Consider the following 23349-nt stretch of genomic DNA (forward strand, 5'->3'; position numbering starts at 1 on the left):
CCAAAATTTATATCTTTGCAACGCCTTTAAGGAAAAAGGGTCTCTTGGCCGAGTGGCTAGGCAGTGGTCTGCAAAACCATCTACGGCGGTTCGAATCCGCCAGAGACCTCAAGAAAAAAGCTTAACTTGTTAAAAGTTAAGCTTTTTGTTTTTTATGCCTGACGGAATACCTGACGGTTTTAAAATCTACTGTGATATTTACCACCAGCCGTCATTCAATCAAAATTAAGATCTCTACAGTAATAACTGATAGTAATTATCGTAATTCATGAAAAATATCGATTTGTCATCATATTTCATGATGAATAAATATTATTCATGTATATTCGTAATTGAATTTCATACAATAATCACATGAGTAATCAATTTTCACAGAAAAAAACTGTTTTTCACGGTAGAGAACTTCCAGAAGAAGGATTTTTAATCGGTTATGCATTAATAATTGATATTATTGAATATGAAACTAACAAATCCATTCCTTTACCTGAAATATTAGCTATTGCAACTGAAAAACATCAAAGATACAATTCTAATAATTGGCAGATATTTACAATTAGGCATAAACCAAATGACAATTTGATTAGTCATTTGATATTTGCGATAAAGTATGAAGGTATTGATCTCTTTATTATTAAAAATCTTTTTCAATTAATGGGTAAAGATCCAGTTTTGAAAATGATTAATGAAGAACCTACAAGTCAATATACTAGAAGGATATGGTTTTTGTATGAATGGCTAATGAATATAGAACTAGACGTACCAAATTTAAAAGCAGGAACTTATGTAGAAATAGTTAATTCTAAGTTTCAATATGCTGGTATAGCTAGAAATTCAACCAGACATAGAATCAAAAATAATCTTCCCGGTATTCCTGAATATTGTCCAATGATTAGGAAAACAGTTAAATTGGATAGATTTATTGGTGAAAATTTATCTGGTCAAATTGAAAAGGGATTAAATAAGCACGATAAAGAATTAGTTAGAAGAACTGCTGCTTTTTTATTACTAAAGGATTCTAAAGCATCATTTGCAATCGAGGGAGAATATCCTCCAAATTTAAGAGCTCGAAATTGGGGAAAAATCATAGGACAGGCTGGAAAGATAAAGTTGACTATAAGTGAAATTGAACGATTACAAGATATCGTAATTGGTTCGAAAAAACTTAAGAATATGGGGTTACGAAAAGAGGAGGGTTTTATTGGAGAACATGATAGAGATACTTTTTCACCGATTCCTGATCACATTTCTGCGAAGGCAAATGATTTACCAATTTTAATGAAAGGTTTGATTGATACAAATAATTTATTGACCCCAATAAATTATGATCCAGTATTAATTGCTACAACTGTTGCTTTTGGATTTGTGTTTATACATCCGTTATCAGATGGGAATGGTCGAATACATAGATATATTATTCATCACATACTTGCTGAAACAGGTTACACAAAAAGGGATATGATTTTTCCTGTATCAACGGCAATTTTAGACAGGATTAGCGATTATAGAGACATATTAGAATCATATTCACATCCAAGACTTGATTTAATTAAATGGGAAGAGACACAGAATCACAATGTTAAAGTTCTAAATGAAACAATAGATTTGTATCGTTATTTTGATTTAACTAAACATGCTGAATTCTTATATGAATGTGTTGAAGAAACTATAAAGACTATTATTCCTGATGAATTGGATTATATTAGAAAGTACGATTTATTAAATAATTATATTAATAGTAAAGTAACTCTTTCAGATAATAATGTTGACTTATTAATAAAATTTCTAGACCAAAATAATGGAAGGTTATCCAAAAAAAGAAGGTTAAATGAATTTGAAGAATTATCAGACAATGAGTTAGCACTAATAGAAGAATATTATAACGAGATATTTTTAACAGAAGATTAGAAAATTTGAATATCTAATACAAAAAAAGCCACATTGATAATATTATCAATGTGGCTTTTTTGTTATTCTGTTGCTTTATTCTTTTGGTTGATGAAGTTGTTATAATCTTTAATTTGTTGTTCCAATCCTCCTAAATAGTTTTCTATATGATTGTAATATATTGGTACAATAGATTGTAAATTGTCAGGATCTGAGATGTTAATATATCTAGTCAGTTCTTGTACTTTTTTTAATATCTCCCAAAATTGAAGATCAACAATTCTAGAAAGCTCCAATTCACTTTTATCAAACAAACTATATTCAGTTTTGGTTTTGATATTATTAATTAGTTTGGAAGTTTCTAATATTTCATCAATACCAGTATGTATAGCTTTAATGCGTTCATAGGTTTTACTATCTTTTTGAGCAAAACTTTCTAAAGATTCAATAAACGGCTTAAAGTGAGTAAGGCAGGGAGTTAGCAAAGAAAGTTCAAATATTCTTCTTGAAATCAATTCTTCACTATCATTACTACTATTTTCACTTGCCTCAGTACCAAATAATAACCAATCAGAAGAAATCTCAAATTGCTTATGAAGAGATTCGATCATCTTAAAGTTGATTTCTCTTTCTCCTTTTTCAACCAATAAGTAAGTTGATCTTGATACGTTCAATATCTCGGCAAATTCATTTTGAGATATTTTTCGTTCTTGTCTTATTTTCTTTAAACGTTCACCTACAGACATTTGGATAAGGATTTAGGTTTTGTGTTGAATAAAACACAATTAAAGTGTTGTTTTGTAAACTTTAAATGTGTTAATTTGTGAATACAAAACATCTCTAAAAAGAAACTTAATCGTTACTAATTGTTCACAAAAAACACACAAGCACAATGATAAAGATAGAGAAAATAATAAAACTAGGAAATCAACTACCTAGAGGAGCAAAAGTTAAAATTTCAAATAAGTGTGGAGTTTCTAGATCTCTTGTTGCTCAATTCTTTAAAGGAACAAAACTTCCTTCAAATAAAACAATGAAAAAAGTACTCAATGCTACGAGTGAAGTTCTGGAAGAGTATCGAAATGAATCCAATAATATCAACACAATTGTTGATGGAATGAAACTTTAATAGTCACAAAAACGAACTCTCATATCTACAATACAACACATATGACCGAAAAACTACTACAAGTCTCTGAAATGAATGCTGCCGATTTAAACAGGCAGTTTCAAATAATTGCCAAAAAACTAAGTGAGTTGGAACAATTCGTTAAACCAGCAAAACAAGAAACCTTACTAAATCCTAAAGAAGTAATGGAATGGCTCAAAATTACACCACCAACTTTAAATGATTGGGCGAAAAAAGGAATTCTTAATCGCTATAAACTTGGAAACAGAGCTTTTTATAAAAAAGAAGAAATTATTGCAAGCCTTGACGGAACCAAATATGCTGATAAGCTTTAAAACTTGATTATTGTAATTGGCATGAAAGCCAATAAAAAACAGGAAACACAGAACACATCACGCAATAAAAACTGTAACGAATACACCAGTATTTTACAGGCACATTTTACTCAATTTTTCAATTTTTGAGTAAGGAAAACGCGGCAAAAAGTGTAACGCATACACCACATTTTTGGAAAATTAACTCACCTCTTTTTTTACTCTTTTCTCACCCTTGATTGACGGATTTATCATAGAGCTTGCTGACTTCGATTTTAGCCTTTGGAATGAACATCCAAATCTAAAATTCTCTTATCGGGTCGATGAAGATTCAGGTGAGAAAATGGGAAGTAAAAAAGCCAGTTACAAGGGTTTAGACTTCATCATCGAACCCAAAGGAAAGGTGAAAATTAAAGGTTCTATTCATAAATTCTTTAATGACGGAGCTCACAATGCAAATCGATTCACCTTTGATAACTTTCTGGAAGCTGTAAGCCGTTTATCTGAATTCGGAGTTATACCAGATAAAGCCATTCTGAGAGGTTTTGAAATCGGTTTGAACCTTGATACAACATCCTGTAAGATTGACAACAAGACTTTTTTAGATAGTATCCTGTATTGCCGTGGTGTTAGGCGTTCTGATATGGATATCAACGGAGAATCAGGCAACGGATACAAGTTTAAAACCACAAACACCAAGTACAAATTCTACGATAAATCGGCTCAATCTCAAATACATCATGTGGATTTACTGAGAATTGAAACCAAGTTCACCAGAATGAGAGCCGTTGAAAACTTCAAGATAAGAACATTGGCAGACCTAATGGATAAAGAGAAACTTAGTAAGTTGATAGCTACTAAATATCTGAAATTCATTGATGAAACCATCTTCTTTGAATGGGATCAAATCAAGACTACCCGAAAACTTCCAACCAAGTACAAAAGCAAATTCAAGGATTTGAGAAATCCTGATTGGTGGATAAAAGACGAAAGAAGCCGTATAGATCGCCAGCGAAATAAGGAATTACTTGAAAAGCTAGTAAAAAAGTATGCAAAACGTGACATTAAAAACATCCTGAAAGATTTGATTTTATTAGAGCTATCAGAGTTTTCACGCAATAAAAAACGTTACGAATACACCGAATTTGAAGAGCTGAAAAACTGGAATAATCCAGAAATAAACGCAAAAAAAAATGTTACGAATACACCACGTATTGTACGGTGCGAATCAACCGATCAAGGAGAGGTTAAAAAAGAGAAAAGATATTGTTTGACTTGTGGAAAAGAGATAACAGGTCAGAAAAGCGGTTCCAAGTACTGCAACGATCAAAGAAAATGCAGGGATAAAGCCTATAACCTGAAAGTATCCCAGAAAAGAAAAGCCAAACGAAGCAAAAAGGAAAAAGAGATTATCAAACTGATTAAAGATTTAGGAAATGAATTCAACCTGATAAGAACGACCAACCCAAACAGAAAAAAGATAAAAGGAGTTCCGAGTCGAAAGACATCAATCATTGCAACCATAGGAGGAAAGAAAAAATATTACCATGGAGCTGATGCCCGCTTCTTCCTCAATGAATTTGATAGAAAGACCAAAACTGAAACATTAACTCAATGCCCTAATGATACAAGGCTTGAACAAGAACAATTTTAAAGATGAGTACAAAGAAAAAGAATGTCATTATTGATCTGATAGAGGATATTGTGGTCACCACCCGAATATTTGAACATATAGAAAAAATAACTTCATGTACCGATCATGGCTTAAACAGTTGGTATCCTATCACCTATTTAATGGGAATTGATATTAATGAAGGTGGAGAGGAAAGTGATATTATAACCGATCAATACAGAACTGTCTTTTCAAATTACCTAGATAAAGAAATTGACAATAAAGATACTGCTGTTTTAATCTACAATCAGTTTGATAAGATGGTAACTGATCATTTAAAAGAATATCCATACCTAAAAGCATCCTAACCTATGAGTATCGAAAAGAAAGTGTATAAATATGCCCGAGTATCAACCACAGGACAAAATGAAGATAGACAGGTTGACGGACTAAAAGACATTAAAGGTGAATTGGTCGTAGATAAGTATTCGGGCATGATGCCATTTGCAGAAAGACCAAGCGGAAAGATCATTATTGATGCAGTCCGAAAGGATAAAATATCTGAATTGGTGGTTTATGACTTTGACCGATTAGGCAGAAGCGTTCCCGATGTTTTAAACACTCTGGAACTGATGAAAGATAATGAGGTAACGGTTACCATTTACAAAATCGGAATGAAAAGCTACATCGATGGTCATTACAACCAAATGTTTGATTTCATGTCTGCTCTTATGGTATTGGCTGCAAAAATGGAATATGACCGAATCAAAGACAGACAATCGGAAGGAATTGCGATTGCAAAAGCTAAAGGAGTATATAAACTTCATGCTGGAAAAGGAAAAATGACAAAAGAGCAATACGAAAAACAGCATGCCGATATTATTGAACTTTTAGGTGATGGGAAATCCATTCGGAATATTGCCAAGCTGGTAAAAAAATCCGCTACCACAGTTCAACGAGTCAAAAAGCATATCGAAACACAAAAAGCGTATTCAAATTAGGCTCACCACAATGAATACACAAAACAGGACAGTTTTCACCCTATTTGATGTGTATTCCTGTAAAACCTAAAGGGTATACGCTAAAAAGAATACAAACAGTGAAAAAACCGAACTGAATACATCCACAATAAAAATTTTGAAGAAATGAAATACAGAACAATGAACCGAACAGAGCTTGCAATAGAATTAGATATTTCAAGATCAACTCTTATTCGAAGAATGAAAAAAATGGATCCTGCTTTTTTGGAACACATCAAGAATCGATCATTGCTTTTCGAAAATGAAATAAAATACATTCATGACAATATCGAGTGGAGAGCTCCGTGGGAAATTGGATTAGATGAACAAACCAGAAATTCCCTATCAAAAGAAGAATCACCATCCTAAAAAATCAGAGCAATTAAATAAATCAACAATTTAAAAAACAATGAAAAAATGAAATGTGAAGTATGTAATGAAACCATATCAGGAAAACGCTCAGATAGCCGTTATTGCTCTACAACTTGTAGAAATAAGGCATATCAATTGAGAAGCACTGATAAAGATGAAAACGAACTGGAAGAAACCTATCCAAATGAAGAAATAGAAATTCCCGAACTGAAACCTATTCCTTTAAATGTTATGGAGGAACTAAGAAGAGTTGAAAGAGAGCATTTCAATACAATTCTTGATTTAAAAACTGATTACGGTGATAAGATCAGAGCTTTGCAGGAAGTAAAATTGAAAAATGAATTTACCATTGATAAGCTAAAAGACAAAATTAGTGACCTCAAGGATGATCACACAAGGGAACTTGCAAAAATAAGTACCAATACAACCAAAGATACAGTAACGGCAATCACCCAAATGCCAGCCATTCAATCCGTATTGGGAACACTAGCAAACAACCTTATTCCGAGTGGTGGAAATTCTTTGGAAGGTGTTGCTGATCAATTCAATGTTCAGGAAAAACAAATAATTGATGCAATCAGGCGAATGGAATCTGATGCACAAGGTTATTTAATACAAATGCTCTATTTTCTTTTTGCAAAAAATCATGATGAGCAAATGGAAATATTCACCACTTTGCAATCATTCATGATGCCAACTGAGGAAAACGAGGATGTTGATATTTAATTTATCCCAGATAAAAACCATCTAACCACAATTCTTTAGTTGTGATCGAGCCAACTGATATTTTAGACTTCGGGCAATTAAGACCTGAGCCAATAAAATACCAATTGGCTTTTTTTATCTACTCATCCGTCTTATAAACGTTTATTAAGTAGCTTATGGTAGGGTGTGATTATCTGCAAATCCCCTGTTTTAAGGGCATAAGAGGGGTTTTACCTATGGTAAACTACTTAAATACCTTAATTAGCCGTTTATCCGTCTTATAAGTAGTTTAGTAAGTAGCTTATAGTAGGGTGAGATTATCTGCAATTTCCCAATTTTAAAGGCTTAAGAGTATTTTCACCTATGGAATACTACTTTAAATATCTTAATTAGCCGTTTATCCGTCTTAATAAGTAGTTTAATAAGTAGCTTAAGGTAGGATGTGATTATCTGTAAATTCCCTATTTTAAAGGCTTAAGAATGTTTTTAGCTATGGAATACTACTTTAAATACCCTATTTATCCGTTTATCCGTCTTATAAACGTTTAGTAAGTAGTTTAATGTAGGATGTGATTATCCGTAAAATCCATGTTTTAAGAGCGTAAGAGTTTTTTACAAAAAAATCTATTTAGATCTGTAAAATTCTATTTAAGGTTTTTATTATGCTTTATAATGATAAAGTAATAGAAGGAAGAAATTTTTCAAGTAAACGTTGTTCACCTACGGTAATTTTAGCATCTCCTTTTAAATTTTGATAAAATGGAATTATTTTATTTTGATTGCTCTTCATACCATTTACTAAAATCACGTTCACAATAAAACAATTTACATTATTTAATACTATTGGTGTAGGATTAATTTCAAATATTTCACCTTTTAATTGTCCAAATTCATTAGCAGAATAACCTTCAATTATGATATTTAATTTTTGCTTTTTTTCTATTTTATTAATGAAATGATATGGTATATACACCTTAGCAAGTGATGAACCAAGAGAATCAGAATATAAATATGCTGTTCCTTTCACAGTATCAGGATATCTAAAAAAATAACTTCCAGTTAAAAGTATTATTACAACTACAAATAAGATTGTAATTCCATTACGAATTATGTGAGATGGGATTTGACCAATAATATTTCTTACTTTTTCACTTCGTAGTTCAATTTTATCTGTTTTTTCTGACATGTTGTAAATGAGATTCGTAATGTTAAAATTATAATTTTAAAATCACTTTTTTATAAATTAATTCCCTAACTCGAGTTGGTTCTTGACTAATCCATAGTAGTATTCTCTATTTTGTATTAATTCTATGTGTGTTCCTTTTTCAACTATTTTACCTTTATTTAATACAATTATTTGATCAGCATATTTAACCGTACTTAAGCGGTGTGCAACAATAACAACAGTTTTACCTTCTAAAAAAACATCTAAATTCTCATTAATTTGTTTTTCATTGTTTGCATCTAAAGCATTTGTAGCTTCATCTAAAAATATAAAATTTGGATTTTTATATACTGCTCTAGCAATCAATATCCTTTGGCGTTGTCCTTGACTTATACCTTGTCCTTCTTGACCAATTATTGTATTATACGATAATGGTAATTCTGATATAAATTCGTGGCAATTAGCTACTTTAGCTGCATGCATTAATTTATCATCATCTATTTCGTCATCCGACACAGCAATATTTTTAGCTATGGACTCAGAAAAAATATATCCATCCTGCATTACGGCTCCACATTCATTTCGCCACCATCGTAAATCATAATCTGAAAGATTATTCTTATCTACCTTAATACTACCATTTTGTGGAATGTAATAGCCTAATAATAATTTGACTAAAGTAGTCTTACCACTTCCACTGGCTCCAACAATTGCAGTTATTTTTCCTTTTGGAATTTTTAAATTAATATTGTTAAGCACTTGGCGGGAGTGAGGACCATCATATTGAAAAGATAGATTCTCTATGTCAATACTTTTATCTCCGAATGGATATTTTTGATATTTTGTCACATTGTTCTCGTCTTCATTTTCTTTTTTGTGAATTTCTGCTAAACGATCAAGACTAATTTTTACATCTTGCATGTTGTGAATAAATCCAACTATTTTCTCTAAAGGACTATTTAATTGACCAATTATATATTGAATGGCAAGCATCATACCTAGCGTTAGTGAGCCGTTTATAACCGCTGTAGCTGCAATAATCGTAATTACAATATTTTTTAATTCATTAATAAATATCATACCACCTTCTTGGTATTGTTGTAAAGTTAGGGATTCGGAATTTACCTGAAACAAATCTGCCTGGATATCTTCCCATTCCCATCTTTTTCGTTTTTCACAATTTTGAAGTTTAATTTCTTGCATCCCACTTATTAGTTGATAATTTTTACTTTGGTTAAGTGCTCGTTGCTCGAAAAGTTTATAGTCAATAGTTCGGCGTTTTTTCAGAAAGAAAATAATCCAAACTGCATATAAAGTGCTTCCAGTTAAGAATATTGAAAATATTTTTATACTATAAATCATAAGTACAATACCGAAGATTATAAAATTGAATAAAGAGAAGATTACACCTAATGATTGGGCTGTAAGGAAACGTTCTACCCTCTTATGGTCTTCTATTCTTTGCAGAATATCACCTACGAGTTTTGTATCAAAAAAATTCATTGGTAGTTTCATCAATTTGATGAAAAAGTCTGAAATTAAAGATACATTTATCCGCGTACTGATATGTAAAAGTATCCATCTTCTGATAAAATCTACAGACATTCGGCTAATAAAGAGGATTACTTGAGCTAGAAGAATTAAATAAATGAAATTAATATTATGATCTGAAATACCAACATCAACGATTGCCTGTGTTAAAAAAGGAAAAATCAATTGTAGAATACTTCCTAAAAGTAAACCAAGCATTATTTGGGTGAAAAATTTCTTATATCTTCCAAAATATGAGAATAAGAAAGAGAAGCTACTCTTATCTGATTTTTCTCCTTCTTTATCGAAAAATTTTGTTGTTGGTTCAATTAATATAGCAACACCTTTATCTTCTCCCTGAGTTTTTGTACTAACCCAGTTTTCTATAAATTCTTCCTTACTGTATTTTACGATTCCCCTTCCTGGATCCGCTACAATAAATTGTATTTTAGGACTTTTAAATAAGGTTTTTCTTTTATTAATAGAGTAAACTACCACAAAATGATTTTGTTGCCAATGCACTACACAAGGAAGGGGTGCTTGTTTGACCAATTTTTCAAATGTAAAGCGACCACAAAGTGTTCTAAATCCTATATTTTCCGCACATTCACTTATACCAGAAACTGATACACCTTCACGAGTTATATAACTTCGTTTACGCAAATAGTCTAATGAGTAATGGCGTCCGTAATGTTTAGCAATCATGCGAATACATGTTGGTCCGCAATCCATAGCATCATGTTGTATATATACCGAATATTTTCTCAAAATGAATTATCTATTTAAATCGTTATCATCTAAAGATTTAATACTTTTAACTTTAGCTTTTCCAAAACTCCATTTAAGTGAAACATATCCTATGCTTTGGACATTTAAATACTTTCTACTTGTTGCAATATTATTATAATTCAAGACCTGATCTTTTGCGTTAGACTTGAAAATATCTCTAACCCCAATTTTAGCTAGTAATTTCTTTTTTAAAAATCGTTTTGATAAAGAAGCACTAAACGAAACCCTATCATCATATTCAACATAACCATTATGTCTGTTATTTAAATAGAGTGTACTTAATGTGACTGTATAAGTTTTGATAAAACGAAAAGCGGTTGTGTTTTTTAATTTAAAGGACCAATAGTTGTAATTAGAATCATCTCTTTTTATATTTTCTGAGTAATTAATGGAAGCTGTTGTATAGCTTGAAAACCACTTATTATCTAAGGAATAGCTACTAGATAAATAATACTCATTCATTCTTTTGAGGTTGATTCTTTGTTCAATTATTACTGGTTCTAAATTGATTAGATCAACAAAGAAATTTGATTCAATAAAATCTCTATTTATTTTCGCACCAATATTAGTTTTAAATCTTTTACTCAAATAAGAAATTTCAAATAGGTCACTTGTAAACGCTTCTAATGATGGATTTCCTTTTTCATACGTCCAAAAGTCAACCTGAATTAGATTATTTTGAATTTCGGATAGTTTAGGGTTACGCATTTTTCTTTTATAGGAGAATGATAGATTTTTCCTTTTAGCTATTGAATACATAACACGAAAACTAGGCAGTAAAAAATCATATTGTTTTTTGTCCTTTGCATTTTTTACAATCAAGTGTTCGAATCTAATTCCACCATTGACGGATATTTTTTTACCAATTTTTTTTGATAATGAAGCGTAAGTTGATATTTTCTCTTCGTCATAGGAAGAATTTTCGTCAGAATAAGTGTCTTCACTACTTAATTTCAGATATTTACCTCCATATCTTAATTTGGTTTCTGAATTACTAAATTTTAGAAAACCATCAAATTTTGTAAGAATAAGGTTGCTTTCATAAGAGTTAGAGAATGATTGTGACGCATTATCATCACTTTTAGAGTAATTTTTGTATTTTGAATAGTTTAAAGTAAAATCATAATAAGAATTCGAATTTGGAGTAAAGGAGTACAATGCTCCAAATTTATATTGATCATACTCTCTATCTGATTGTAAGTCTTGAATGTTTGTGTATTGTTTGATTCCATTCTTAATTTCTAGTACAGATATTTTACTACTTAATAGATGTTTCTTGTTTTCATATGCCAGTCTTGTGTGCCCATATTTCATTCTCATTTTCTCATACAATTTTGAATGAGTTGTATTAGTAAAAGAATCATCTCCGTATTGATAAAAAGTATGATCATCTATATGATTTACTTTCTTATTATTATGATTTGTACCATAAATTTCATAGCGGAAATTTTTAAATTTGCTTTTCAAACTTAGAGATTCATGTCCCGACAATTTTCTATCGTATTCTCTGTAAAATTGTATCCAGCCTTTTGTATAATCTGATATTTTATTTTTTCTTGTGATTATCAAGACGGCATCAACGTCATTATCAAACTCAGATCCGGGAGATTCGATTAATTCAATGTTCTTAATTTCATTGGGTTCTAGACTAGCTAATTCTTGGTGGTTGTTAATCTTTTCTTTATCTATATATATAACAAGATTGTCTTTATTAAATGCGGCAATTGAGTTTTCAGTTGCGACAATTCCAGGCATCATCTTCAATAAATCAATGGCATCATTATGATGTTCTTCAAATTTTTTATTAATACTCATTTTAAAACCACGATCGGTGGGTTGAAACCTTGGCGAAAATGCATTTATACTAACCTCATTTAAGATGATTTCTTGTAAATATATTGGTTCAAGTTTTATTGTATCATTAGAAACATTACAATTAATTGTTTTTCTAAACTCTCGATACCCAACGTAAGATGCTGTTAGAAGAACTTTAGAATTTGAAATGTTATCGAATCCAAAATTACCAAACTTGAAAGCTCCTCCAGCAATAAAGGATGAATCAATATTATTTTTTAAAACAACATGAACTAAATCTAGTGATTCATTTTGCTCGTTTAAAACATTCCCAATAATAACTTTTTGAGAATATAACATTGTATTGAAAAGTATTGATAGAATAAAAAACGCGAAAGTCAAAAAATATTTCATAAATTTATTTTTGTGTTTTAGCTCTAGGTATGTGTAATTCAAGTAATTGGGAAAGGAATTTCTTTCGGATATTACAAAGTTTATTTTCTTTTTGTATTGAATTATCTTCAGCTAAATGCATCCGTTCACTACTGCATCCACCAGTGCAAATTGGAAAAATATTACATTCTAAACATTCAGGGTCTTCATATTTATTGTGCCTTATAAGATAGTTTAATACAACTCCATCATTTGTTCCTTTTTCTGAGGAAATATTACCAATAATTCTATCTTCAATACCAAAATCTGCCATACACTTATATAATTCTCCTTTTGGTCCAACAATATAGGTGTACAGGTTATTTGCCATACATGCACCATTTTTTAATGAAGGATAATAGTTATAAGACACATTATTCTGAGCTAATGAACTTATAAATTCATATTCTTTATCTTTTGTATCTAGGCAATCACAAACACAATTACCGGTATAATCTTTTATAAAGGCAGGATATATTTTAACTTTCTTATTCCATCTTCCAGAATATTTTTTATGAAATTCAATATATTCCATAGCGTTATCCTTATCAACATTAAAGCGAATGTTAATTTTAATCTGAGGGCAGATTTGATTCAATAAATCTACATTCGACAAAATCTTATTGAATGTTTCATATCCCTTTTTATGTACTCTTTTATTATTATGAGTCAACTCCATTCCATCAAAGGTTATCTGAATGGAATTAAAATTGTATTTATTAAAAAAATGGCAAATTTCTTTGTTTATTAGATATCCATTAGTAATAATTGAGTTGTGTATTATCTCAATATCGTTTGACTTAATGCCATCTAGTAAGTCCTTGATAGTATTAATTGATAATAAAGGTTCACCACCAAACCATTTGATAGCTACTTGTTTTTTTTCAAAGCTATTTATAAATTTTAGCAATTGGCTTTGTATTGAAGAAGACATGGTATTGGCATTCGGAATATCTTCAAAACAGTATGTGCATTCAAAATTACATGCAGATGTAGGACATATTACCAATTTTGGATAGGATACCTCTAGATTTGATTTATAGTATAAAAGTTTTTGTTTTGCTATATATTGCAATTCAATTTCTTTTGTGGTTATTGCTCTAGCTTTCTTCAAAGTTTTAATGGTGGTATCATCTAATAAGGATAATTCTAATTTTCCTAATTTTATTTCGCTTAATTGTATATATAACTCATAATTTATTTTTAAAAAGCTATTTGTCATAGCATTATATAGATAATATTCATCTATTTTCGTTTTAAATAAAAAGTTATACTTAGACCAAATTTCCATATGATATTTTTTATGAACTACCATTTGACACTTATATCAATTGATAGATTAGTTACCAATTATTTTCTGATAATTTTCCGCAAATAAATTTATCGTAATTAATTGTTTACATGGATGAATTACCTTAGTTTATTAAGTAATCTTATCCTCATTTAATGTTGATTGTTGTATCTAATTATAGTATATCCTGTAGTCTTAATATTTTCAAATCTAAGCTAGAGAGTGAAATATATACATGTATATAATAAAATTGATATTATGGTAATTTTAAAAACTATCATTTGAAAGTAACATCAAATGATAGTTTATTTTTAATGTTATTATTAACAAAAATCTCCGCAATGAAATTCATCACAGTCAAATGCTCCATCACATTCGAAGGCTGGACAATAAACTGCTAATTGTTTTTGTCCCCCTTTAATGTTGATTGTTTCATTTAAAGACATTATTTCGGAGGGTTCTAAAATTGAAATCATATTTGTATTAATTTTATTAACACTCATATTGAGTAAACTATTAATGATTTATTATTGATAATCCCACCCCCTAATATCTTCGGGAGTGGGCTGATTGATAATCCAATGATTATTAGTTTTCAAAAACTTCACATGAATATTCATCACAGTCAAAGGAGCCGCAACCAAAATCTTCACAAGATATTAATTGGTTCTGTAGTCCACCTTTAAGATTAATGGTTTCATCTAATGTTAATGTTTCAGGTTCTTCAATAAATTCTATTCTTTTTACATTTAAATCTTTCATAATTATTTTTTTTACGCTATTAAATTATATCCAGTCCTTTTACATTAATTTGTAAAATTCACCTCTTTCTAGTAGTTTTGACGTCTCAATTAGGTAGTTTAACTACTTAGGCCGTCCACGGTAGAGGATGGATTTCTAAAAAATATCTTAATCCGGGACGGCTACTTTCCTAAATTATTTTTCCCTAAAATGAAAATTGATGGATATGATTTTCTCATTAAATTCATTATTATTTGAATATTGATTTCTTTTATTTATTGAATGTAAAATATTAAACATATATTTTCACAGGAATTCCATCGATAAATACAACATAGTAATCTCTTTCATCCCCACCTTTTAGTGTCAATAATTCATTCTGAGTTAGTACTTCAAATGTCTTCTTGATATTGTGATTTTTCATCTCTTTTTATTTTAGAAATTTTAACTTAAAACTAGAGAATACTTTGTGTTTTAAACGAATAGGTATCTAATTGTTATTAATTAGAAACCTATTCGTTTAATTTAAAATAACGAGCTCCTAAAATATTTTCTATGTGATAAATGATGCTGCATTGTATTTTTTATTACGAACTTATTTGTAATAAAATTTGTGTTAACTAGTTTACGGTCAAGAGGTAAAGGATAATAAAGAGTGCGTAAGAAAAAGTTTAGACTATCAATAAAAAAAATATATTTAGTTATAATAATTCAGTGGTATTATTAGAAAACTATTTGTACATTGATTAGATTAGAAGGGGTTTATATTATAGCAATTTTATAATTTAGAATAGTTCCAGTAAATATGATTTTCTTTTTTATGTATAAAAAATTATATCTTTAATTTATGAAACTAAGATTACTTCATAGAATAGGAGCAATTATCATATTTGTACTTGTAGTACTGGTTTTTTCACAGGTTCTTTGGTTGTCTAAGCAACTGGATGAAAGGAAAAAATCGTTTAGTATGGATCTTGAAAACACATTACTGAGTATTGTTAATTTCCATGCCTTGCGAGGGTATAGCTCTGCTAATCGGTTAGGTGAAGATACAGCTACTATTTCTATGGAAAGATCTACAGTTAAGGAAACAAATAATGATACCTCTCATGAATTGGGACGTCATGAAATTAGTACGAATAAATATATTAAGAATTTTTCATTGCATAGAGCTATAGAAGCTGCATTTATTGATATATGTTTAGCAAATAAGAGTTTTAAACTTGAAGTTATTGATTCCTTATTTCAAAACAATTTTAAGGATATTCGATATGTTAAGTCGTATGAACTACAAATTCTTAAAAATGGACAAGTTATTGATAGTGTTTGTCATGGAAAAATTGAGCAAATTAAATTCCAAAATTCATCTGACAATTTAAAAATACCTTTAGGAACAGAGGATGTCTATGTTTTTTTAGCAAAGTATAAGTTAAAAAAAATTCCTTTCTTACAATCCATGATTTTTTCTTTAAGTCTATCTGGTATTGCTATTATTTTTGTTGCTCTTCTACTACTTTGGTTACTTTGGGCATTACAACAGCGAGCAATTCAATTACAATGGCGAGAACAAACAGTAAGAGGTATTGTACATGATTTGAAATCTCCACTTTCTTATGTTTATACACTTTTAGATTACATTGCTAATAAAGAACACCATAATTCTATGCAAGAACAGCTTCGAATTACTGGAACAAATGTGTCAAAATTGATCACTAAAATTGAACTTATACTCACAATTTTTAGTAGTAAGAAAAAACATTTTTTTATGGAGGCTGCTCCATATAATTTGTCTGAAAGGTGTGAAAATTTATTTGCAGAATTAAGTGTTACTTATAAAGAGAAAAAGCCAAAGTGTAAAATGCTTATACCTAAGGATTTATTTGTTAATGTAGATCCACTTTATTTTGAAGCTGTGTTGAGAAATCTGATGGATAATGCAATTAAATATTCTGATAGACCTGCAATGATAATTATTAGTGCTATTCAAGAAAAAAAGGAGTTATTACTTAACATTGAAGATTTAGGCATTGGTATATCAAAGAAGAAACAAAGAAAGATTTTCCAGGAATTTTATCGGGTAAATAATACAACCAAAGGTCATGGTATTGGTTTAACTTTTAGTAGACAAATAATTGAAGCACACGAAGGACGAATAACATTAAAAAGTGAATTTGGAAAAGGAAGTACTTTTAGTATTAGTTTGCCTTATTCTTTAGTGTTGTAAATATAAAATAGTATGAGGAAAATATGCGTAATATTCGTTGATGATGATATCAACTTAGGAAATTTGGTATGCACTGCATTAGAAACTGATTACGGTTATTGTGTTCATTTTCAAAATACGATGGCTGGAATTAACAATATCATACCAAGTATTAATCCTGATATTATCATTTTAGATGTTGAAATTGGTAGAGAAAATGGAATTGAGAAAGCAAAGGAAATTATTGAAAACTATCCTCAAATACCACTCATTTTTGTTTCGTCACATACAAAAGAAAGTTTTATTACAGAGGGTATAAGTATTGGTGCAAACGCGTACCTTCCAAAACCATTATCAATACCCATCCTTGCTTCGTACATTAAACGATATACAAATTGCTCTCAATCAAAAGCAATTATAAAAGTTGCTAGTTATGAACTTAATTTGTCATCAAGTGAACTTATTTATGAAAAAAAATTATTAAAGAAATTGAGTCCATTTGAAAAAAATACACTCGAGTTATTGATGAATCATGCAAATAAAACTGTAAGTAGAGAACAATTAGCTAAAAAATTATGGGGTCATTCTTTGAAAGAACAAAATATTGCTAGCATCCACAATACGATTTCAAAATTAAGAGACTTGTTTAAAACTCATAACCGTGTTAAAATTAATACAATTAGAAATATTGGATATATTCTTCAATATTAAAATATATGGAAATATCAATTATTTAATAGATAATTGGACCAATGGGATCATGTATGTATTGAATTTTTATCCGTAAAGAACGGATGCTGAGCCATCCTATCAGCCTGTTGTTCTTTCGTTACTTTGATATACTTCATAAAAGAGCTTTCGGTAGTGTGTGTACTGATAGCCATAATATCAATAACTGGAACACCAGCTAGGTAAGCATTCGTACAAAAACTTCTTCGGGCGGTATGTGTTTTTATAAGTTCGTATTTAGGTACATGCTTATTTTCTTTAATACCGCCTTTTGATTTTGCAGTTGATTCAATATCCTTAATTTCTGCCATTTCACCTACCTCTTTTATTTTATAGTTGATGGTTTGGTCAGCCATAGTTTTAGGTGGTTTACTTCCATTTTTTTCTAAGATTTCTACTACAATTGGATGTAAAGGAATAATTACTTTTTGACCTGTTTTCTTAGTGTCAACCTTTAGCATATGAGTGTTTGATCTTAGAATAATATTTTCTGGTTTGAGATCATTAAAATCAGAAACTCTTAAGCCGGTAAAGGCACCAATTAAGAATAAATCTCTGGCTCTTTCATGTTGTGGTTTGTCAGATAAATCAAGTGCATACATTTTCTTAAGCTCATCAACTGTAAGATAGATGTTATCAACCTCTTCTTTCAGAACAATGAAACGCTTACCCTTAAAAGCCATATTGTTAGTTAAACCTTGCTCAACGGCTTCGCCCATAAAAGTTTTTAGGTTTTTAATGTGCTTTCCTGTGTTGTTGGTTGCATAGTTTTTAGAATTACACCATGCAATTAAATCATAGTAGAAATCAAGTGTAATAGCCTCAAAAGTAAGTTTGTATTTAGCAGCTTCAAAGAGCTCTAAAACAACTTTAGTGCCTTTAAGGCTTTTAATGGTTCCTTTGGTTATTGGTCGTCCTGTATTTGGGTTTATTTTAAACTCATATGCTTCGATAACTTTGTTGATAAAACCGAAAAAGCTCTTCTCTTCTTCATTTATTGGTGCAAAATAATCATCAAGGAATTTCTTTAGGTTTGTTTTTGATATTGAAACACCTTTAACCACACATTCATCATAAAATGCAGAAACTTTGTTTTCTAGATCATTTAAGAGACTATTAATTGAAGATTTATCTTTGGCAGCGGCAACATTTCTTACTCTTTGTCTTGACTTGTCCCAATACTTAGGATAGACTTTAACAGGTAAATAGTACACAATTCTTTTATTGTTGAATCGTGTTATTAAAAGTATCTTAGTTTCAATTTCCTTATTTGGGTATTCTAATACAAATCGAACGTTAGCCATGTCTCAAAGTTTTGTTTGAAACAAAGGTAAGTATATTTTAAAACCTGACGGGAAACCTGACGGAATTTCTTTATTGATATTAATTTGTCTTTATCTATTCTTTATTCGAACATATCCTAAAAACCCTAAAAGGTTAATGTTTGCAGGGTGTGTAGTGTAAATCTCAATTAGTTAAGAAATATGTAATTTAAGTAATTTTCAGTCCGCCAGAGACCTCAAAAAACAAAACCTCATTTACTTATGTAGATGAGGTTTTGTTTTTGATACCATCCAACTCTTAGGTCATTCTTCCAATTCTGATTGTCTTTTATCACACGAAAGGATTCGTGCGATAGCAGGGGAAAAGAAATAATATTATTGTGCTTATAGTTTTAATTTAAGTTTCTTGATAATTTTTATCCGTTAATAATTCTTTTAACTCTGGAGCAAAGTGTGACCAAACAAGGTAGAAGGTTTTTCCATTGTGAGAAATAATTTTACATCCCTCTTCTTTCTCTTTTGGAGTAAAAACAATTTCTTGATTATTTATCTTCACATCATTTAAACTTAAAAGTATAGTTCTTCTCTTTAAGAAAAGAATTTTATTAGTACATATCTTAATTTGGTTACTGCTAATAAAATTAACTTTAAAGATTACCCTATTAAAAGTTCTGATATTCTTAATAAAGCCTATCACAATAAAAACTAAAAGAAATACTAATAACGCAATCCCTAAATAAACTATACTCTTATTTTCCGCAGAACCAATAAATATAAAAGACATAATCACTAAATATATTGGAGATAGAAAAATATACTGATATATATTATTTTTTCTTCTTTTAAAAAAAATCGCACCACTATTATTTATTCTAAATTTCATAGTTCTTTATTTTTGATTCTTCAATGTTCTGACATCTCCTACAATAGAATGGACTGTCCCAGTTGTAATAGTTAGATAGTTTATAGAATTAAAAAAAGCTCGAGTGCGAGTCGAGCTTGATTTATTCTATTTAAGACTACTAGATTTTAATTAAAGGTATAAAATATGAAAACCTTTGTTGGATGGGCCAACGACCCAAAATCCGTTAGACGGCAGCGTCTTAAAACACTTGGTATTATTACTGTCGCTATTATAGGTCTTATCGGAATAGCTATCAAACATGCCGATAAATTACAAATACTTGTAGATATGATTTCTAGTAATAGCTGATATTGAGAGCCCTTATGGGCTTTCTTTGTTTCATCTACAAAACAAATATATTCTATATCGGTTTAAATTTAAACCAATTGTTCACTTTTCTCTTATAAATAATATCTATAAGTTAATAATATCTCTTTGATTTCCACCACTTCCGCGGATTCTTCTCAATATATTCCGAAATCATTAAAAAAGCACGATCGTTTCGTATGATTCGTTCATAATAATTTCGGTGCCACAATCTTTTATGGAATGCTTGCCAATTATGCTCTTTTACCCCTTTAATGTACTCTACCGTTGTTATCGACTTAAAAGCCCCAATCATATTGCCTACCGTCGTTTGGGCAATGCCTTGTGCTTGCCCTAACGTTTGGGCAGTATCTTGTTCTTGTTGTTCTGCGGCAACCACAAGGGATTGCCGCCTACGTGTTTCTTTTTTTGTGGGGTGGGGATTGTTTGCGGTTATTTCTATTATCCCATGAAAATGGTTTGGCATTACCACGAATTCGTGCAACTCGATGTTGGGGAATCGTTTTTTTAATGCCAGCCATTCATGTTCTATCATTTTGCCCGCATCGTTTAAAATCATCTTTGCATCGATGATTTCTCCAAACAGAAAAGCTCTGTGCTGGCATACCAGGGTGATAAAATACAATCCTTCTTGAGAGTAATCGTATCCTTTCAAACGTATGGATTGTCGGTTTCGTAATTTTTGAATCATGATAACTACCATAAAAAAGAGCCCCGAAGGGCTCCATACTCATGGCATATAGTTAACTACTCGGCAGCCTCTTCGGCTGGAGTTTCTTCATCTTCCTTTTTAGGAATCATTTTATTGTATTCATCAATCAATTGGTTGATGCGATTGTTGATGGTATCGTAAGCACCATCGGTGCTAAGGGTTGTGTGGGCTTGCAGGTGAGCCAATAGTTCGCGATAAGCTGTAATAATTTGTTTGCGCAATTCTATCGATTTCATATCCGGAGTATCGGCTCTTTCGTTTACCCTTGCCTGGAATTTGTTATCGAACAGGGTATTTTCATCCTTTAACTTGTTTAGCCAGTCGGTTAATCCAAGTAAGCCAATTGCAGCACTTAAATCAGCGGTATTTTCCCACTTGTTGATGATTCCGCCTAGAGTATTGGTCTCTTCGACATATTTAAGGCGAGCAATGCCAGTTCCAAAAGGCGTTAAGGAATTCTCCAGAGCAATAGCTGCTTCCTGTTTAGCAGGATCGAAATGATGGGAAAATGATTGAATTTGCAAATCGATTCCGAACCAGGTGGCATCTCTTTTGCCATCCAATTCCACCAACTCTTCCGAGATTTCGGAGCCTTTATCCGCTTGGGTGAGTTCAAACAATACAGCTACCAATGGCAACAATTCATCGTATTGTTCTTTTACCAGTAAAGTTTCAGGATTTCCTGATTTGACTATTTCCAAAAGATGTTGGAAAAATTGAACGAAAGTTCTGTTCTTAAGTCTTCTGTAATTTAAAGTAGTATACATATAAAAGTTTTAAGTGTTTATAAGTACTATTAAATTTAGACAATTATTACTACAGATAATGTGATGAATTAATGGGATTTATCGTGCAATTGTATGTTTTACAACACATTCAGAGTGAGTATTAGAACAGCAAGTTGAGCTTGGAGGTGTATTTTTGCTCCTGCAGCCTGCAGGAAGAAAAATACACCCCTGAAAATCCTTCCTGCAACCTGCAGGGAACAATTTACACCTTGTGTAATGCTTGCTGCAGCCTACCCGAAGCAAATAAATTTGCTATTTGCTAAATGCCAAATGATCTGTTGCATTAAAGTCATTTTTAACTCAACAGATCGTTTGGCGATACAATTCTATGGATTAACCGCAACATCCTCCATTCGATTTTTTATCTTCTTTTACTTCTTCAATTTTTATATCGCAACAGCTGTTTGCTGCTGGCTTTTTCTTTTTCTCTTCTTTTACTTCTTCAACCTGAAATGTACAACAGCTTGAATTCTTCTTCGATTTTCCAAATAATCCCATAATCTTATATTTTAAAAATTTATTTTAGCGATCAGTTAATCACTTTTGTATATTACATGATAATATTAAATGCATAGCCCGTGATTACCGCTACAAGGAAGATGACCCCGATGAATGATAGCAGTAATTTTCTTTTGAAAATTTTAGCCAGCATGGTCATTTCAGGAATTGCCATTCCAGCGCCACCAATAATAAGAGCAATAGCAGTCCCCATACCAACACCTTTCGAAATTAAGGACATGGCAATTGGGATGGCAGTTTCGGCACGGATATACAATGGAATTCCAACTACCGATGCAATAGGCACCGCAAAGAAGTTTCCATCACCGGCATATTGAGCTATGGTTTCTCCTTTTGGTAAGTAGCCGTAAATTCCGGCTCCAACAGCAACCCCAATAAACAGGTAGGGAAGGATAGGTAGCAATGAATCCCAACCGGCTTTCAATGAAAGTTTCATTTTTTGACCAATTGATAAAGCTCTTCGGGTATCGATACCATTATTAACAGCATGTGCTCCGCCTGATACTTTTACTGCTTTTACATGTTTCGCAAAGCCGAACTTTTGAAGAACGTAGCCAAAAATAACAGCTAAGGTGAATGAAAAAGCAAAGTAGATTGCTGCATTTGTAACACCTACTGTTGCTGCTAACATGGCAACAATAATAGGGTTCAACAGAGGCGATGAAATCAGAAATGACATTACTGAACCAAATGGTACCTTAGCATTAAGGAAACCAACAGTCATTGGAATGGTTGAGCAGGCACAAAATGGTGTTACTGCTCCGAATATGGCTGCTGCAATGTTTCCAATTACACCCTTTCCTTCGAATAATTTCTGAAGTTTGTTTTGGTTTACGTGCATCATGATGTACTCGATGATTGCACTAATGGCAATAAATAAAATGAATAATTCGAGTGTGATAAATACAAAATTACCCAAGGTCTTGGTTAAGCCGTCGTAGAATGGGGTTTGTATTACCCCGAATGTATTGTAAAATAAATTTTTGAATACTAATATTAAACTTTCTTGCATGATATTTTTCTTGTTGTTTGTAATAAAATAATTGTCTGTTTTTCCAGCCAATTACTATCCTGGACAACAAGCGGTTTTTCCGCTTCTTCCATAAA

The 23349-nt window shown here is 31.0% G+C and carries 23 protein-coding genes and 1 tRNA gene; 11 read left to right on the top strand and 13 right to left on the bottom strand.

The window, feature by feature from the left end; all coding sequences use genetic code 11:
* Positions 1-38: 38 nt before the first annotated feature.
* Both GCQ56_RS13985 and GCQ56_RS13990 read left to right on the top strand, forming a co-directional pair.
* Positions 39-109: transfer RNA gene (locus tag GCQ56_RS13985), tRNA-Cys, on the top strand.
* 245 nt (positions 110-354) lie between these two features.
* Positions 355-1905, top strand: coding sequence for a Fic family protein (locus GCQ56_RS13990; RefSeq protein WP_152735112.1), 1551 nt, complete (start codon positions 355-357; stop codon positions 1903-1905).
* A gap of 62 nt (positions 1906-1967) precedes the next feature.
* Here GCQ56_RS13990 and GCQ56_RS13995 read toward each other — a convergent pair whose 3' ends face one another.
* Positions 1968-2630 carry a helix-turn-helix domain-containing protein gene (locus GCQ56_RS13995; protein ID WP_152735113.1) on the bottom strand — a complete coding sequence of 221 codons (663 nt, stop codon included), beginning with the start codon at positions 2628-2630 and terminating at the stop codon, positions 1968-1970.
* A gap of 146 nt (positions 2631-2776) precedes the next feature.
* Here GCQ56_RS13995 and GCQ56_RS14000 point away from each other — a divergent pair, with 146 nt between their 5' ends.
* From GCQ56_RS14000 to GCQ56_RS14030, 7 genes are all read left to right on the top strand, one after another.
* Entirely contained in the window at positions 2777-3013 is a 237-nt protein-coding gene (locus GCQ56_RS14000; RefSeq protein ID WP_152735114.1) for a hypothetical protein, read from the top strand.
* 41 nt (positions 3014-3054) lie between these two features.
* On the top strand, positions 3055-3348 hold the full coding sequence (locus GCQ56_RS14005) for a helix-turn-helix domain-containing protein (protein WP_152735115.1): 294 nt from the start codon (positions 3055-3057) through the stop codon (positions 3346-3348).
* 214 nt (positions 3349-3562) lie between these two features.
* Positions 3563-4981: a hypothetical protein gene (locus GCQ56_RS14010; protein WP_152735116.1), complete on the top strand. Its 1419-nt coding sequence runs from the start codon at positions 3563-3565 to the stop codon at positions 4979-4981.
* Positions 4982-4983: 2 nt separating this feature from the next.
* Positions 4984-5307, top strand: a complete 324-nt coding sequence (locus GCQ56_RS14015) for a hypothetical protein (protein ID WP_152735117.1) — start codon at positions 4984-4986, stop codon at positions 5305-5307.
* 3 nt (positions 5308-5310) lie between these two features.
* Entirely contained in the window at positions 5311-5940 is a 630-nt protein-coding gene (locus GCQ56_RS14020) for a recombinase family protein (RefSeq protein WP_152735118.1), read from the top strand.
* Between the two features lie 144 nt (positions 5941-6084).
* Complete coding sequence (locus GCQ56_RS14025; protein ID WP_152735119.1) at positions 6085-6327, top strand: helix-turn-helix domain-containing protein; 243 nt, start codon at positions 6085-6087, stop codon at positions 6325-6327.
* 48 nt (positions 6328-6375) lie between these two features.
* The gene (locus GCQ56_RS14030; RefSeq protein WP_152735120.1) at positions 6376-7056 is read left to right on the top strand and encodes a hypothetical protein; all 681 of its coding nucleotides are present in this window, start codon (positions 6376-6378) and stop codon (positions 7054-7056) included.
* A 646-nt stretch (positions 7057-7702) separates the two neighbouring features.
* Here GCQ56_RS14030 and GCQ56_RS14035 read toward each other — a convergent pair.
* The 6 genes from GCQ56_RS14035 to GCQ56_RS20635 form a co-directional block, all read right to left on the bottom strand.
* Positions 7703-8221 (bottom strand): hypothetical protein, encoded by a 519-nt coding sequence (locus GCQ56_RS14035; RefSeq protein ID WP_152735121.1) that lies wholly within the window; start codon positions 8219-8221, stop codon positions 7703-7705.
* Between the two features lie 57 nt (positions 8222-8278).
* Positions 8279-10498 (bottom strand): peptidase domain-containing ABC transporter, encoded by a 2220-nt coding sequence (locus tag GCQ56_RS14040; RefSeq protein WP_227006081.1) that lies wholly within the window; start codon positions 10496-10498, stop codon positions 8279-8281.
* 6 nt (positions 10499-10504) lie between these two features.
* Complete coding sequence (locus GCQ56_RS14045) at positions 10505-12727, bottom strand: outer membrane beta-barrel protein (RefSeq protein WP_152735122.1); 2223 nt, start codon at positions 12725-12727, stop codon at positions 10505-10507.
* A gap of 4 nt (positions 12728-12731) precedes the next feature.
* Positions 12732-14036: a radical SAM/SPASM domain-containing protein gene (locus GCQ56_RS14050; RefSeq protein ID WP_193323792.1), complete on the bottom strand. Its 1305-nt coding sequence runs from the start codon at positions 14034-14036 to the stop codon at positions 12732-12734.
* Between the two features lie 588 nt (positions 14037-14624).
* Entirely contained in the window at positions 14625-14798 is a 174-nt protein-coding gene (locus tag GCQ56_RS20310; RefSeq protein WP_193323793.1) for a hypothetical protein, read from the bottom strand.
* 271 nt (positions 14799-15069) lie between these two features.
* Positions 15070-15201, bottom strand: coding sequence for a hypothetical protein (locus GCQ56_RS20635; RefSeq protein ID WP_255473221.1), 132 nt, complete (start codon positions 15199-15201; stop codon positions 15070-15072).
* A 423-nt stretch (positions 15202-15624) separates the two neighbouring features.
* Here GCQ56_RS20635 and GCQ56_RS14055 point away from each other — a divergent pair, with 423 nt between their 5' ends.
* Positions 15625-17001: a sensor histidine kinase KdpD gene (locus tag GCQ56_RS14055; RefSeq protein ID WP_152735124.1), complete on the top strand. Its 1377-nt coding sequence runs from the start codon at positions 15625-15627 to the stop codon at positions 16999-17001.
* Positions 17002-17013: 12 nt separating this feature from the next.
* Positions 17014-17691 carry a response regulator transcription factor gene (locus tag GCQ56_RS14060; RefSeq protein ID WP_152735125.1) on the top strand — a complete coding sequence of 226 codons (678 nt, stop codon included), beginning with the start codon at positions 17014-17016 and terminating at the stop codon, positions 17689-17691.
* A gap of 47 nt (positions 17692-17738) precedes the next feature.
* Here the strand turns inward: GCQ56_RS14060 and GCQ56_RS14065 are convergent, their stop codons facing one another.
* The 6 genes from GCQ56_RS14065 to GCQ56_RS14085 all read right to left on the bottom strand — a co-directional run bounded on the left by GCQ56_RS14065 (position 17739) and on the right by GCQ56_RS14085 (position 23254).
* Positions 17739-19013: a site-specific integrase gene (locus GCQ56_RS14065; RefSeq protein WP_152735126.1), complete on the bottom strand. Its 1275-nt coding sequence runs from the start codon at positions 19011-19013 to the stop codon at positions 17739-17741.
* Positions 19014-19389: 376 nt separating this feature from the next.
* Entirely contained in the window at positions 19390-19875 is a 486-nt protein-coding gene (locus GCQ56_RS14070) for a hypothetical protein (protein WP_152735127.1), read from the bottom strand.
* A gap of 442 nt (positions 19876-20317) precedes the next feature.
* On the bottom strand, positions 20318-20914 hold the full coding sequence (locus tag GCQ56_RS14075; protein WP_152735128.1) for a transposase: 597 nt from the start codon (positions 20912-20914) through the stop codon (positions 20318-20320).
* A 56-nt stretch (positions 20915-20970) separates the two neighbouring features.
* Complete coding sequence (locus GCQ56_RS14080) at positions 20971-21702, bottom strand: DUF6261 family protein (protein WP_152735129.1); 732 nt, start codon at positions 21700-21702, stop codon at positions 20971-20973.
* 354 nt (positions 21703-22056) lie between these two features.
* The gene (locus GCQ56_RS20315; protein ID WP_193323794.1) at positions 22057-22221 is read right to left on the bottom strand and encodes a hypothetical protein; all 165 of its coding nucleotides are present in this window, start codon (positions 22219-22221) and stop codon (positions 22057-22059) included.
* 52 nt (positions 22222-22273) lie between these two features.
* Positions 22274-23254, bottom strand: coding sequence for a permease (locus GCQ56_RS14085; protein ID WP_152735130.1), 981 nt, complete (start codon positions 23252-23254; stop codon positions 22274-22276).
* Between the last annotated feature and the right edge of the window lie 95 nt (positions 23255-23349).

Source organism: Marinifilum sp. N1E240 (genome assembly GCF_009295825.1).
GTDB classification, from domain to species: Bacteria; Bacteroidota; Bacteroidia; order Bacteroidales; family Marinifilaceae; genus Marinifilum_A; species Marinifilum_A sediminis.